A 13,798-nucleotide genomic window follows, 5' to 3' on the forward strand; every position below is an offset into this window, starting at 1 on the left:
CTCGCGAACCGAGCTGCATCGAACGCCAGCTCAAGGGAAAACGTTCCTTACAGCAGGAGTTTTTCAGCGGCCTGTTAGGGGGTGCCGACGCTGCCCCAGGAAAATAAACATGTCGATCATTGCCGTGTTTTGGACGCCGCCCAGCGTGAGGGTGGCATTGGTGCCGGTCAGGATGATAGTGCCGGAGCCGTCGAGATCACCCTCGAACGAGCCGTAGACCAGCTGGCCGCTGGCGAATTCATAGGTGAAGGCATAGGTTGCGGCTTCGCTAGAGGCCGCAGCGGTAAGTGCGAAAAACGCGGCTGCAATGAGTGTTTTCACGGATCGCTTTCGGGTATCGTAAGCCTCTGGCCACTCTCTGCGTTGCACCTGTGAAACAGGCGAAGGGCCTGGCCAGCTCGCAAAGGGGCGGGCGCGGCGGCGCGTCGGGGATGCTAGCGGCTGGTCATTTTCGCCGCATTGCAGTAACGGGGAGCAAACCCCGGACAACGTACAGGACGAACCATGGCCAAGTCCCTTCTGGCGCGCTACGCCAACAGTATCACCATGCCCGATCTGCGGGTCTCTCCGACCACGGCGCTGACAGCGGGGCAGGTCAAGACCGATATCCTGTCAGGGTTGACCGTTGCGCTGGCGCTGGTGCCCGAGGCGGTTGCCTTTGCGCTTGTCGCCGGGGTGAACCCGCTGGTGGGCCTCTATGCTGCGTTTCTGGTCGGGCTGATCACGGCGGTCTTTGGTGGCCGTCCGGGCATGATTTCGGGGGCGACCGGGGCGCTGGCGGTGGTGATGGTGGCGCTGGTGGCGCAACATGGCGTCGAGTATCTGTTTGCCACCGTCGTCCTGATGGGGCTGCTTCAGCTGATCGCCGGGGCGCTGCACTGGGGCAAGTTCATCCGGCTGGTGCCGCATCCGGTGATGCTGGGTTTTGTCAACGGGCTGGCCATCGTGATCTTTCTGGCGCAGATGACGCAGTTCAAGGTGCCGGGATCGGGCGGGGCCGAATGGCTGACCGGCCTGCCGCTGGTGGTGATGCTGGGGCTTGTGGTGCTGACCATGGCGGTGATCTGGGGGCTGCCGAAGCTGACCAAGGTGGTGCCCGCGCCGCTGGCGGGCATTGCGGTGACCGCCATCGTGGTGATCATCTTTGGGCTCGAGACGCCGCGCGTCGGGGATATGGCCTCGATCGAGGGCGGGCTTCCTGCGTTCCACATTCCGGGGGTGCCGTTTGATCTTCAGACCTTGCAGATCATCCTGCCCTACGCGGTGATCCTTGCTGCGATCGGGCTGATCGAAAGCCTGCTGACGCTGAACCTCGTGGGCGAGATGACCGGCCAGCGCGGCGGCGCGTCGCAGGAATGCATCGCGCAGGGCATGGCCAATCTGGTGACCGGGTTCTTTGGCGGCATGGGCGGTTGCGCGATGATCGGCCAGTCGATGATCAACGTGAAATCAGGCGGGCGCACACGCATCGCGGGCATCGTCGCGGCCTTGTTCCTGCTGAGCTTCATCCTTGTCGCCTCGCCGCTGATTGAGCTGATCCCGCTGGCGGCGCTGGTCGGGGTGATGTTCATGGTGGTGATCGGGACGTTTGCGTGGAACAGCCTGCGCATCCTGTTCAAGGTGCCGCTGATCGACGCCTTTGTCATCGTGCTGGTCACCGTGGTGACGGTCTACGCGGATCTTGCGGTGGCGGTGGTCGTCGGCGTGATCGTTTCGGCGCTGGCCTATGCGTGGAACAATGCGCGGCGCATCCATGCCAAGAGCTACCGCACGCCGGAAGGGGCCAAGGTCTATCAGGTGCAGGGGCCGCTGTTCTTCGGCTCGTCCGAGGGGTTTGTCGAATTGTTCGACGTGGCAGGGGACCCGACATCGGTGATCGTCGATTTTGCCGACAGCCGGGTGGTCGACCAGTCTGCGTTGCAGGCTATCGAAGCGGTTGCGGCGAAATACGAGGCAAAGGGCAAGGCGATTGCGCTGCGCCATCTGTCGCGCGATTGTCACCGGCTGCTGAGCAAGGCGGGGCACCTGATCGTCGACAGCGAGGACGACCCGGATTATGCGCTGGCGGTGGATTACCCGGTGCGCACGGGTATCTTTGGCGGGCACTGAGCCGTTCTCCGGGGGGCGCGGCGTCGAGGTTGGAAGGGGGGCCGGCCCCCCGCCTGCGGCTCCCCCCGGAGTTTATCCGGCAAGATGAAGCCGGGGGCCGCGCGTCATTCGCCGGGGCGCTTGAGTTCGAAGACTTCACGGATGACCGAATAGTCGCGGTAGCCGAGCCGGGTGAGCGGGGAGAAGCGGGTGACGTCGAAACGCCCGTCCACGAGGCAATCATCGCGGATGTGGACGCCGGTGACCTCGCCGAAGGTTACGAAATTCGCTTCGCCGGGCAGGCGCAGGGTCTGCACCACCTTGCATTCCAGCGATGCGGGGGCGTTTGCGACGCGGGGGCAGTCGATACTGCTGCATTCGGCCTTGTCGATCCCGGCAAGGGCGAATTCGTCGGCTTCGGCCTCCCACAGGCCAGCGGTGGTGTTCATCTTGTCGCGCATGGTGAATTCCACGATGTTCACGCAAAATACCCCGTGTTCGCGCAGCTGCGCGACGGTGTCCTTGGTGTCACCGCGATCTTCCTTCGACGAGGTCGAGGCGAACATCACCTGCGGCGGCACATAGGACACTGCGTTGAAGAAGCTGTAGGGGGCGAGGTTGTCTCCGCTGGTGCCGCGTGTCGAGATCCAGCCGATCGGGCGCGGTGAGACGATGGCATTGAAGGGGTTGTGGGGCAGGCCGTGGCCGTCTTCGGGGCGGTAGAACATAGCTGTCATCCCGGATGGTTGCGCTTATCTCATTCCCTGTTAGGACGAAGTTGAACCGAATGCACGAGGGGATGGCGCACTGTTCACTCTGTCACAGGAAAAGCCGGGAGACTGGTGGGAAGTCGAGGCGTTGTACGATCTTTGTTTCGCTCCGGGGCGCACGGTGCTGTCGTCATACCGGCTGCGCGACGATGTGCCTCCGGTGCCCGAGCTATGCCGGGTCGCGCGGGACGAAACGGGGATCCTTGGCGGCGCGATCCGCTACTGGCCGGTCCGCATCGGGCACTGGCAGGCGTTGTTGCTCGGGCCGGTTGCGGTGCACCCGACGGCGCAGGGCGAGGGGCTTGGCGCGGCGCTGATCCGCGACACGATCGAACGGGCCAGAGCGCTGGAATGGGCGCGGGTGATCTTGGTCGGGGATGAGCCATATTACCGCCGCTTTGGGTTTTTCAAGTTGGATCAGATCGTTATGCCGCCGCCGACCAATCCCGAGCGGGTGCTTGGATACGCGTTGACTCCCGGTGCATGGGAGGGGGTTGCTGGGGAGGTGACGCGGCATTCTTGAAAACCGGCGCAGAGGCCCGATGTTAACCTTGCAAAGGGAGATTTCAGGATGACCGGAACCGCGCTTGTGCCGCAATCCACGCAGGGCGAAATTGTTGCGCTCGCCCGCCGATACCGTTCGGCGGGGGGCGTGGGAATGACCTTGCTGAACGTGATCGGTGGGCAGGCCGAGAACCTGCTTGAAAGGTTGCCTGACGGGATCAAGGACCGGCTGGAAGGTGCGACCTCGCGGGCGCTTGAGACGGCGTCGAACGTGGCGGCATCGTCGCGCGGGGTGGTGAAGGATCAGCGTTCTTGGCTGAACACGGCCTTGACCACCGCGATGGGGGCGGCTGGCGGCGCAGGGGGGCTGCCCTCGGCGTTGGCCGAGATCCCGGTTACCACCACGGTGCTGTTGCGGGCGATTCAGGGGATCGCCGCCGAGCATGGCTTTGATCCGGATGCCCCCGAAATCCGCCGCGAATGCCTTGCGGTGTTTGGCAGTGCAGGGCCGCTCGACAAGGACGATGGGGCGGATATGGCGTTTTTGTCGGCGCGTGTGACCCTGACAGGGGCGACGTTGCATGGTGTGATTTCAAAAGTCGCCCCCCGGTTTGCGACGGTGCTTGGGCAGAAACTGGCGGCGCAGGCCGTGCCGATACTTGGCGCGGCGGCGGGGGCAGCGACGAACTATGCCTACACCAGCTATTATCAGGAAATGGCGCGGGTGCATTTTGGGCTGATGAAGCTGGCGCGTGACTCCGGGCAGGACCGCGGGGCATTGCTTTCAGCGCTTGCGGTTGAAATTCAAAGGTCGCGTTAATCGGATTTTTCCGACTCAGGGCATAGGTAGGGCATGCGGATGTTGGCAAAAGCTGCTCCGCAGGGGCTTTTAGCCGGCATCATTCGGGGGCTGCCGAACCGGGGCTGAATTCCTGAGGCTGTATGCAAATCGGAGGCCTGACCCCGCGCAAAACGCGCGGGTAGTGTCCGCGACCAGAATGGGCGCGATGCGACAAGAACAACTGCGTCCGGTACGGTGGGCATTCGCCGTGCCGGACGCTCACTTGCCGATCCTCGGGTCAAGACTAAGACATGCGTGCCAGACAAGCAGAACGAGCGGCACGCTACGTTGCGCTGCCCGGGCGATGTGCTGCGCCGATACCTGCAGAGGGTTCTGTCGCCGTCATCGCGGCCATTGGTGCAAGCGCTCAGCCTTGCGTTCGCAAGAAGCCCATCACGTCGTCGCGGACGGATTGTTCGCCGCGAGCGCGGGCTTCGCAGATCACATCGTAGAGCCCATCAAGGTCAGTGCGCATGATCAGGCTCTTGACCGGCCCGATCGAGGCAGGGCGCATCGACAGACGCCGCAAACCGATCGCCGCAAGACAGACCGCTTCGATCGGACGTCCGGCATCCTCGCCGCAAAAGCTCAATGGCGTTTGGGTGTCCGAGCAGCGCATCACAATGTTCTCGAGAAAGCTCAGGAAGCTCACGTTCAGAGTATCGTAGCGGCGGCGCACCCGTTCGTTCTCGCGGTCGGCAGCAAAGAAGAACTGCTTGAGATCGTTGCCGCCGATGGAAATGAACGCGACGTCCTCGAAGAATTTCGTCGGTGCATAGGCCAGCGACGGGGTTTCCAGCATGGTGCCGATGGTCACGGTCTCGGGGACCGGGTGGCCAAGCTTGCGCTCGATGGCAAGAGCCTTGCCCACCTCGGCGCGCGCGGCGGTGAATTCCTCGTATTGTGCCACGAAGGGGAACATCACCGTAAGGGCCCGCCCGCCAGAGGCACGCAGCAAGGCCTGGATCTGCATCCGCATCACGCCGGGCTTGTCGAGCCCGACCCGGATCGCCCGCCAGCCAAGCGCCGGGTTCGGCTCGTCGTTCGGCTTCATGTAGGGCAGAACCTTGTCCGACCCGATGTCGAGCGTGCGGAAGATCACCGGCTTGTCGCCGGCGCTGTCCATGACGCGCTTGTAGACCTCGACCAGTTCGGTGCGCTTGGGCATCTTGTTGCGGATCAGGAATTGCAGCTCGGTGCGGAACAGCCCGACGCCTTCCGCCCCGGACGAGATCAGCGACGGCAGATCCGCCAGAAGCCCCGCGTTCATATACAGGTGCACGCGCTTGCCGCAGGTTGAGACCGCGGGCTTGTCGCGGATCGAGGAATACCGCTCCTGCGCCTGCGCCTGCATCGCGATCTTGTCGCGGAAGGCGCTGACGATGCTGTCATCCGGGCGCAGGTGCACCATCCCCTGATCGCCGTCGACCATGATGTGATCGCCGTTCAGCGCTTCGGTGGTGATGCGTTCGGCCTGAATCACCAGCGGAATCGCCAGCGCCCGCGCCACCACGGCGGCATGGCTGCCGACAGAGCCTTCCTCGAGCACGATGCCTTTGAGTTTGCGACCGTAATCGAGCAGCTCTCCGGGCCCGATGTTGCGCGCGATCAGGATTGGATCGGCGGGCATTTCGGCACCGGTTTCGGCACCCTGTCCGGTCAGCAGCCGCAGCAGGCGGTTCGACAGATCGTCCAGATCATGCAGCCGCTCGCGCAGGTATTGGTCTGTGACCTGACTCATGCGGGCGCGGGCGTTGGATTGTTCCTTCTCCACCGCCGCTTCGGCGGAGAGGCCAAGGTCGATGTCTTCTTCCATGCGCCGCCGCCAGCCTTTGGAATTGGCAAACATGCGATAGGTTTCAAGCACTTCAAGCTGCTCGCCGCTGGTGCCGGTCAGCATTTCGTCGACGCTGACGCGCAGCTTCTCGATGGCCTTGTCGAGCCGCCGGCGCTCGCGCTCGGGGTCATCCGAGACCAGATTGGTGACCACGACGCGCGGTTCGTGCAGCCATGCGTGGCCTTCCGTGGTGCCTTCCTGACCGCTCAGTCCGCGCAGCAGGCGCGGTTCGGTGTGGCGCGCCTTGAGCGCGGCGCCTTCGCCGATGAAGGCGCCCAGCTCGGCCATTTCCGCCAGCACCATGGCGATCACTTCCAGCGCATAGATCTCGTCCGAGGTGAATTCGCGTTTGGCCTTGGTCTGCACCACCAGCACGCCCAGCTTTTCGCCAAGGCGCTGGATCGGCAGGCCGAGAAAGCTGGAAAACACCTCTTCGCCGGTTTCCGGCATGTAGCGAAAGCCGCGTTCCGAGGGGGCGTCGGCGGTGTTCATCATCTTGCCGGTGCGGGCGACGCGCCCGACAAGGCCTTCGCCCAGCTTCATCCGGGTCTGGTGCACCGCTTCTTTCTTCAGGCCTTCGGTGGCGCAAAGTTCCAGCGTATCGGAATCACGGAAGAGATAGATCGAGCAGACCTCGGAGCCGATGGAATCGGCGGTCAGGTGCACGATCTTGTCGAGCCGTTCCTGACCCGCGGCCTGTTCGGCCATGGTGTCCCGAAGACGGCCCAGCAGCTTGCGGCTTTCGCTTTCGGAACGGTCGATCATGAAACGGTTTTTCCCAGTCCTGTTGCCCCTCAGCTATAGGCGACGGGCGGGGGCGAGGGGAAGGAGAAACTCGGATCAACCTATGCGGGAAAACCGTTTTTGTCCAATGGTCAGGGGCGCCGCCAGAGACGGCGCCCCAAGAGGTTAGGATGCCTTGTCGAGATCGAAAGCGTGGTGCAGCGCCTGCACCGCCAGTTCCATGTATTTGCGTTCGACCAGAACCGAGATCTTGATCTCGGAGGTGGTGATCACCTTGATGTTGATGCCCTCCTCGGAGAGCACCTTGAACATCTTGGCGGCGACGCCAGTGTGCGAGCGCATGCCGATGCCCACGACCGAAATCTTGCAGACCTCGGTATCGGCGACCAGCTCGCTGAAGGCGATGCTGCCCGCTTCCATAGCGGCTTTCAGCGCCTTTTCGGCGCGCGCCACCTGATTGACCGGGCAGGAGAAGGTCATGTCGGTATGGCCTTCGTCCGAGATGTTCTGGACGATCATGTCGACATTGATGCCCGCCTCGGAGAGCGGGGTGAAGATGCCAGCGGCGATGCCCGGGCGGTCTTCGACCGCCACAAGGGTCATCTTTGCCTCGTCGCGCGAATGGGCGACCCCGGAAACGACGTTCAGTTCCATGATTTCCTCCTCGTCGCAGACCAGGGTTCCGGCCTCGTCCGATTGTTCCTCGAAGCTGCTGAGCACCCGCAGCTTCACCTTGTAGCGCATCGCCAGTTCGACAGAGCGGGTCTGCAGCACCTTGGCACCCAGAGAGGCCAGTTCGAGCATTTCCTCGAAGGCGATCTTGTCAAGCTTGCGGGCCTTGTCGCAGATCCGCGGATCGGTGGTATAGACGCCATCCACATCGGTGTAGATGTCGCAGCGCTGCGCATCGAAGGCGGCGGCAAAGGCGACGGCGGTCGTGTCCGATCCGCCCCGGCCCAGCGTGGTGATGCGCCCTTCGGGCGAGATGCCCTGAAAGCCCGCAACGACCGCGACCTTCATGCCCTCACCGAACTTGCGGGTGATATTGTCGGTCGGAATATCGACGATGCGCGCCGAGCTGTGCTGGCTCGTGGTCACCAGTGGCACCTGCCAGCCCTGCCAGGATCGTGCGGGCACGTCCATTTCCTGCAACGTCAGCGCCATAAGCCCGGCGGTGACGTTTTCGCCCGACGACACGACAGCGTCATATTCGCGGGCGTCGAACAGCGGCGAGGTTTCCTCGACGAAGCCGACAAGCTTGTTGGTCTCGCCCGACATGGCAGAGACGATCACGATGACGTCGTAGCCCTTGGCCACCTCGACGCCAACGCGTTTCGCTGCGCGCCGAATGCGGTCGAGCGTTGCGACGGACGTGCCGCCGAATTTCATCACGAGAACGGGCATGAAGCACCCTCCGGGTGGTCCTGAATCAGCCGGGGTTTACGCGGGGGGCGGGGATTGCGCAAGAGGCTCAGCGCGTTGGTGTTGCGCCGGGAGGACCGCCGGTCGCGGCGGACTAGAATGGGTGGGGGCGGCCATCCCAGCACTCGAAGCATCCGGTGCTGGCAAGACTGAGCGCCGACAGGCGGTCGGCAAGGCCGCTGGCGGATTGCTGCGGCGTGATGTCGGCTGCGCCGCCGCCCATGTCGGTCTGCACCCAGCCGGGGTGATAGATGCCCACTGCCACGCCTTGCAGTGCAAGATCGGTGGCAAGGTTGCGCCCGAGGTTCAGCGCCGCCGCCTTCGAGGCCCGGTAGATGTAGCTGCCGCCCGGTGCGCGGGTGTCCGAGGCCATCTGCGACGAGATGATCATGATCTTCGGGGTTTGCGCCTGTTTCAGCAGGGGCAGCATGGCCTGAACCGTCAGGAACACGCCGGTGACGTTGACGGCAAAGCTGTCGGCCCACATCTGTTGCGGATAGCCGTCGATGGACTGCCCCTTGTCGAGGTAGACCCCGGCGTTGCAGATCAGCGCATCAAGCGGCGCGTCGATGGACTTGGCAAGGCTGGCGATCGAGTCCGGGTCCGTGACGTCCAGCGGTGCGAGGCCCGCCATGTTGCGGGCGGTGCCGGTGACGTCGTTGCCGCGTGCGGACAGTTCGGCGGCCAGCGCCGCGCCAATGCCACGGTTCGCGCCGGTGATCAGGATGCGCATCAGTTGTTCTTTCGTTTCGGGCGGAAGGGAAGGGGGGCAACGGGCACTCCGTCTTCGATCAGTTTCCTGGCTTCGTCGCCGCGGGTTTCGCCCCAGATTGCCCGCTTCGGGCTGTCACCTTCGTGCATGGCGCGGGCTTCGCGGGCAAAATCGCGGCCCACGTAATCGCTGGTTTTCTCGATCTCGGCCTGCATCTCGCGCAGCGCCTGTTCGGCGGGCGAGGCTGGCGCCGACAGCGGCGCATCGCGCTCGGCCCCGGCGCTGACGCGGGGCGCCATCAGGTCCTTGTTGACCTCGGCGCTGCCGCAGACTGAGCAGGTCACAAGCCCGGCGGCGTGCAACTTGTCGAAGGCGCTTGCGGATTGGAACCAGCTGTCAAAGCGGTGATCCTGCGCGCATTTGAGGTTGTAATGGATCATGGCTGTGGCTCGATGCTACTTATGAATATCTAATGTTTCGCACGCGTTATTCAAGCGCGGGGCGTCGGGGGAAGCCACTGCACCAGCGCATTGGTGAGGGTTTCGGCATCTGCTTGGGGGCGCAGCGTGGCCTGCGCCTTGGCGCCCATCGCGGCTTGCACCGGTCCGCTCAGCTGCGCCAGCGCCGCCGCCAGCGTTTGCGCATCGCCTACGGGCAAGGCGGCCTCGGCAGCGCTCAACCGGGCGAAAGGGGCGCGAAAATTGCGCAGGTCAGGGCCGTGGATCAGCGCCGCGCCGTAGGCGGCGGGCTCGTAGGGAGTGTGGCCGCCCCGGTCCGTCAGGGTGCCGCCGATGAACACCCGCCCGGCCAGCGCGTAGAACAGCGGCATCTCGCCCAGCGTATCGGCGATGTAGACATCCGCCTCGGGCGGCTCTCCCAAGCTGCGCCGCGCGACGCTCAGCCCTCGTGCCTGTGCCAGCGCCGCGATGTCGCTGGCGCGGTGCGGATGGCGCGGCGCAAGGATCAGCCGCAAGCCCGGCTCTGCGGCGCGGGCGGCAAGGTGGGCATCAAGCACCACCGCGTCTTCGCCCTCATGGGTCGAGGCGGCAAGCCATGTGGTGTGGCGGTCAAACCCGGCAAGCGCCGGATCGCTCATGGCTTGCGGTACATACAGCGCCTTGAGGTCGACCACCGGCCCGGCGGCACCGTCCGGCAGTCCGGCGTCACGGTAGCGCGCCCGCGAGCCGTCATCTTGCGCCGACACCCACGCAAGCCGCCGCAGCAGCCGCCGCTGCAGCCCGCCGAACAGCCGCCAGCCCCGGGCGGTGCCCTCGCTCAGCCTGCCGCCCATGATCAGCACAGGGCCGGGGCAGCGCAGTACCCGGTGTGGCCACAGCTCGGATTCCATCGCAACATGGGCGCGCACGTCCCAGTTTCGCAGGAACCGCCGCGTCACCCACCACAGGTCAAGCGGAGCCAGCCGCGCCGCCAGACCCCAGCTTTGCGCCAGCCGGACGCCGGAGGCGGAATTGCAGGTGATCACGATGGGCAGGTCGGGCCGGGCGCGGCGCAGCGCATCCAGAATGGGCCGGGCCGAGGCCAGTTCGCCGTTGGACGCAGCGTGCAACCACAGATGCGGGCCGGCATCGGCGGCCCCGCGCGCCAGCCGGTCGCGCAGCGCGGGCCAGTCGCGCCGCAGCGCAAGACGGCAAAGCACCAGCGCGGCAAAGACCGAAACGAGCAGGCGATAGAGAAACATGGCATTCCCGGAGTGACAGCACGCAGAGGCTTAGGGCAGCAGCGCGCGGCGGGCAAGCCTCAGGCGTCGAGCACGGCGTCCCAGTACAGGTAATCCATCCAGCTTTCGTGCAGGTGCCCCGGCGGGAATTTGCGCCCGACATTCATCAGCTCGGACGCGCTGGGCTGGCGCGGCGGCTTGCGCAGGCTCATGTTCGCGCGGCGCAGCGACTTGGACCCTTTGCGCAGGTTGCACGGCGCGCAGGCCGCCACGACGTTTTCCCAGCTGGTGATGCCTCCGCTGGCGCGCGGCACCACGTGATCGAAGGTCAGATCGCCCTTCGATCCGCAATACTGGCAGCGAAATTCATCCCTCAGAAAAAGATTGAAGCGCGTGAATGCCACGCGCTTCCTTGGTTTCACATAATCTTTGAGCACCACCACGCTGGGGATTTTCAGCGTCATCGACGGGCTTCGGACGATCTCGTCATATTCGGCGATGATGTCCACCCGGTCTAGGAAAGCCGCCTTCACCGCCTCTTGCCATGGCCATAGCGACAGGGGGTAATAGGACAGCGGCCTGAAATCCGCATTCAGCACCAGCGCCGGATGATGTCGCAGCGCCGAAGGTTCCCTGACAAAGTGCGTTCTGAAGTCGCCAATCATTGATCGAGTCTTTCCTGCCCTGTCTGCCCGTACATGGCACCAGGGCGGGGAGCCCGCCCCAGCGTCAAACCACTATATCCTGCGCTTGATATCTGGCAAGCCTCGCAACCTTGAGTGGCGTGCTTCTTGCTACCGCATTTGCGTAAAGCTCATGTGACAGGCGAAATCTCCGATTCCGCACGGCAAAGGCGTGACGTTGCACGGGTTTGCGGGCAGGGTCGGCGGCGATATGCCTCTGAAAGGACAGCCCATGAGCCGCCGCATTGACCATCTTGTCTTCGCCGTCCGCGATCTTGACGCGGTTGTCCGCCTGTACGAGCGCCTTGGGTTTCGTGTCGGCGCGCGCAATCGCCACCCTTGGGGCACTGAAAACCGGCTCGTGCAGTTTGGTTCGTCGTTTCTGGAATTCGTGGCGGTGGGCGATGCGGCGCTGATCGAGCCGCACGCGCCGGGGCGCTTCAGCTTCGGGGCCTTCATGCAGCAAGCCATCGCCCGGCGCGAGGGGCTGGCGATGCTGGTGCTCGATAGCGACGACGCCCGCGCCGATGCGCAGCGCTTTGCCGCCGAGGGGATCGGCGCGTTCGAGCCGTTCTTTTTCGAGCGCAAGGGCCAGCGCGCCGACGGCAGCGAAACCCATGTCGCCTTTACCCTCGCCTTTGCCGCGCAGGACTCGCTGCCCGAGGCTGGGTTCTTTACCTGCCAGCAGCATTTTCCCGCTGCGTTCTGGTCTGCGGACCTGCAGCAGCACCCGAACGGGGCGCGCAATGTCACCGGCGTCACGCTGGGGGCGCAGGACGTTGGGGCGACGCTGAGTTTTCTCGGGCGCTTTGCCGGGGCGCAGGCCGCAGAGGGCAGCGTGCCGCTGCCGGGCGCCGCGCTGACGGTGATCGAGGCGGAAACGCAGGGCTTTGCAGGCTACCGGGTCGCGGTGGACGATCTTGCTGCGCTGATCGCGCGGCTCGAGGCGGAGGGCCTCGCCTTTCGCGAAACGCAGGCAGGGGTCGGTCTCTCGGCCTTTGGCGCAGAGATCGAGTTTGTGCCGGGGTGATGCGGGCAGCCAGCGGCCCATGTCAAAACAGGGCCGCCGCCTTGCGGGGCTTGGGTCGTCCTCGATTGGACGTCACTCATACGAGGGGCGGGGCGCCTGAGCCTCTGACTGTCGGTGGCGCATCGGCAAAGCGGCTCACTCCGGCGCGGGATAGGTGGCCCGGCATTGCGCCGAATCCCGGGCGGCCTCGCTGCGCAGCACCGGCAAGGCGCGCTGTAGCTCGCGATCGCGCGCCAGAAGCGCGGCGCGGTCGACCGGCTCGCGGCGGGTGACCGGCTCGGTCCGGCTGTCCCAGCAAGCGTAGCGCGCGCCCCCCGGTCCGCGGCAGGTGGCAAGTACGCGGTGGCGTTCGTACCGGGTCTCGAAAGTGTAGCCGCGCGCCAGATCTGCCGCGATCCGCTGGCGTTCCTTCATCGCCGACCGCCATGGCCCGGCGGCGGCATTGAGGCAGGCCTCGCGCGGGGTGGCGCAGGCAGAAAGCAACGCAACTGCGGCCATGGTAAGGGTCAGTCTGGGGCTCATGGTCTGCATCCTTGGGGCGGGTCAGAGACTCTGTGCGACCTTCATGCCCGACAAGCCCGCTTGCTGTCCATGAGGGGCAACGCGCAACACGGCACCCCGGGGATGCGTCTGGCCAGGATCGGCAGATTACCGGAACGGCGCAAGATTACACGGAACAATCTCATAAGGGTCATCGTTGTGTGAACAATCGCGGCGTCGACGTGGCGCGCGCAGCAATTACCAAGGAGAGACTTGATGAAGACCGGAGCCGCAGTTGGAATTGCCGTTGTTGCCATCGCTGCCATTGCCTTTGGCGCCTACATGATCGATTTCGATGTGACCGAAGAGGGCGCGCTGCCCGATGTCGATGTCTCGGTCGAGGGCGGCGATCTGCCCGAGGTGGACGCCGAGGTCGGCTCGATCACCACTGGCACCACCACCGAGACCGTCGAAGTACCGGATGTCGATATCGACGTCGACACCGAGGAGGCAGAGGTCAAGGTTCCGACCGTCGATGTGACGCCACCTGCCGACGATTGATCCGTTAAGGTAACGAGTGCCGCTGTTTTGCCTGAGATGCGTTGACAAAAGGCGTTCTCAGTGAGCCTTGAGCGTGAGTCAAGCTGGTTAGACCAGCTTGGCACGAGGCGTGATGTCGGACCAGGAATGGGCGTTCTTTGAACGGCTCATCTTGGCTTCCGGAGCTCCGAACGGGCGCAAACCTATCAACCATCGTCTTGCTCTCGATGGGGTTTTCTAGATCGCGATCGCGCGAACTGGCGAGACCCGCCCGAGAAGTTGGGCAATTGATCGAGCGTCTACCGGAAGTTCCGACGCTGGCCGTTGGCGGGCTTTGGGGGGAGTCATGGAAACCTTGAACCAAAGCGGGGCCATGCCGGACGCCCTTCAAATGGTAGTGTCCCAACGCTTGGTGTAGGAGGCCGCGCGCGGAGCCCCCGGCGTAGCGCAGCGCGCGGCCGGGTGTGAC

14 protein-coding genes and 1 pseudogene are annotated in these 13,798 nt (G+C 64.6%); 6 read left to right on the forward strand and 9 right to left on the reverse strand.

What is annotated here, in order from left to right:
- Positions 1-63: 63 nt before the first annotated feature.
- Positions 64-321, reverse strand: a complete 258-nt coding sequence (locus Q4543_RS22005; RefSeq protein WP_303441910.1) for a hypothetical protein — start codon at positions 319-321, stop codon at positions 64-66.
- A gap of 183 nt (positions 322-504) precedes the next feature.
- Between Q4543_RS22005 and Q4543_RS22010 the strand changes: the two genes are divergently transcribed.
- Positions 505-2,109 (forward strand): SulP family inorganic anion transporter, encoded by a 1,605-nt coding sequence (locus Q4543_RS22010; RefSeq protein WP_303441912.1) that lies wholly within the window; start codon positions 505-507, stop codon positions 2,107-2,109.
- A 104-nt stretch (positions 2,110-2,213) separates the two neighbouring features.
- Here Q4543_RS22010 and Q4543_RS22015 read toward each other — a convergent pair whose 3' ends face one another.
- Positions 2,214-2,816: a flavin reductase family protein gene (locus Q4543_RS22015; protein ID WP_303441914.1), complete on the reverse strand. Its 603-nt coding sequence runs from the start codon at positions 2,814-2,816 to the stop codon at positions 2,214-2,216.
- 79 nt (positions 2,817-2,895) lie between these two features.
- Here Q4543_RS22015 and Q4543_RS22020 point away from each other — a divergent pair, with 79 nt between their 5' ends.
- Together Q4543_RS22020 and Q4543_RS22025 are read left to right on the forward strand one after the other, a co-directional pair.
- A complete protein-coding gene (locus tag Q4543_RS22020) occupies positions 2,896-3,381 on the forward strand; it encodes a GNAT family N-acetyltransferase (RefSeq protein ID WP_216005173.1) in 486 nt (161 codons plus the stop codon).
- A 48-nt stretch (positions 3,382-3,429) separates the two neighbouring features.
- Complete coding sequence (locus Q4543_RS22025) at positions 3,430-4,182, forward strand: EcsC family protein (protein ID WP_303441917.1); 753 nt, start codon at positions 3,430-3,432, stop codon at positions 4,180-4,182.
- Positions 4,183-4,570: 388 nt separating this feature from the next.
- On the opposite strand, the gene ptsP is transcribed toward Q4543_RS22025, so the two are convergent.
- The 6 genes from ptsP to Q4543_RS22055 all read right to left on the reverse strand — a co-directional run bounded on the left by ptsP (position 4,571) and on the right by Q4543_RS22055 (position 11,261).
- Positions 4,571-6,805: a phosphoenolpyruvate--protein phosphotransferase gene (gene ptsP, locus Q4543_RS22030; protein ID WP_303441919.1), complete on the reverse strand. Its 2,235-nt coding sequence runs from the start codon at positions 6,803-6,805 to the stop codon at positions 4,571-4,573.
- Between the two features lie 144 nt (positions 6,806-6,949).
- Entirely contained in the window at positions 6,950-8,188 is a 1,239-nt protein-coding gene (locus Q4543_RS22035; protein WP_303441921.1) for an aspartate kinase, read from the reverse strand.
- Between the two features lie 112 nt (positions 8,189-8,300).
- A complete protein-coding gene (locus Q4543_RS22040) occupies positions 8,301-8,939 on the reverse strand; it encodes an SDR family oxidoreductase (protein ID WP_303441922.1) in 639 nt (212 codons plus the stop codon).
- The gene (locus Q4543_RS22045; RefSeq protein WP_303441924.1) at positions 8,939-9,358 is read right to left on the reverse strand and encodes a DUF1178 family protein; all 420 of its coding nucleotides are present in this window, start codon (positions 9,356-9,358) and stop codon (positions 8,939-8,941) included. The genes Q4543_RS22040 and Q4543_RS22045 overlap by 1 nt, the downstream gene beginning before the upstream one ends.
- A gap of 50 nt (positions 9,359-9,408) precedes the next feature.
- Entirely contained in the window at positions 9,409-10,617 is a 1,209-nt protein-coding gene (locus tag Q4543_RS22050; RefSeq protein ID WP_303441926.1) for a 3-deoxy-D-manno-octulosonic acid transferase, read from the reverse strand.
- A 59-nt stretch (positions 10,618-10,676) separates the two neighbouring features.
- Entirely contained in the window at positions 10,677-11,261 is a 585-nt protein-coding gene (locus Q4543_RS22055) for an HNH endonuclease (protein ID WP_216005161.1), read from the reverse strand.
- 250 nt (positions 11,262-11,511) lie between these two features.
- Here Q4543_RS22055 and Q4543_RS22060 point away from each other — a divergent pair, with 250 nt between their 5' ends.
- Complete coding sequence (locus tag Q4543_RS22060) at positions 11,512-12,309, forward strand: VOC family protein (RefSeq protein ID WP_303441929.1); 798 nt, start codon at positions 11,512-11,514, stop codon at positions 12,307-12,309.
- Positions 12,310-12,444: 135 nt separating this feature from the next.
- On the opposite strand, the gene Q4543_RS22065 is transcribed toward Q4543_RS22060, so the two are convergent.
- Positions 12,445-12,831, reverse strand: a complete 387-nt coding sequence (locus Q4543_RS22065; protein ID WP_303441931.1) for an excinuclease ABC subunit B — start codon at positions 12,829-12,831, stop codon at positions 12,445-12,447.
- Positions 12,832-13,065: 234 nt separating this feature from the next.
- On the opposite strand from Q4543_RS22065, the gene Q4543_RS22070 reads away from it, so the two are divergent.
- Positions 13,066-13,350 carry a hypothetical protein gene (locus Q4543_RS22070; RefSeq protein ID WP_303441933.1) on the forward strand — a complete coding sequence of 95 codons (285 nt, stop codon included), beginning with the start codon at positions 13,066-13,068 and terminating at the stop codon, positions 13,348-13,350.
- A gap of 112 nt (positions 13,351-13,462) precedes the next feature.
- Positions 13,463-13,732 (forward strand): annotated as a pseudogene (locus tag Q4543_RS22075) (transposase); the annotation flags it as partial.
- Positions 13,733-13,798: the final 66 nt, after the last annotated feature.

This window comes from Salipiger sp. 1_MG-2023, from assembly GCF_030547555.1.
In the GTDB taxonomy this organism is placed as follows: domain Bacteria; phylum Pseudomonadota; class Alphaproteobacteria; order Rhodobacterales; family Rhodobacteraceae; genus Salipiger.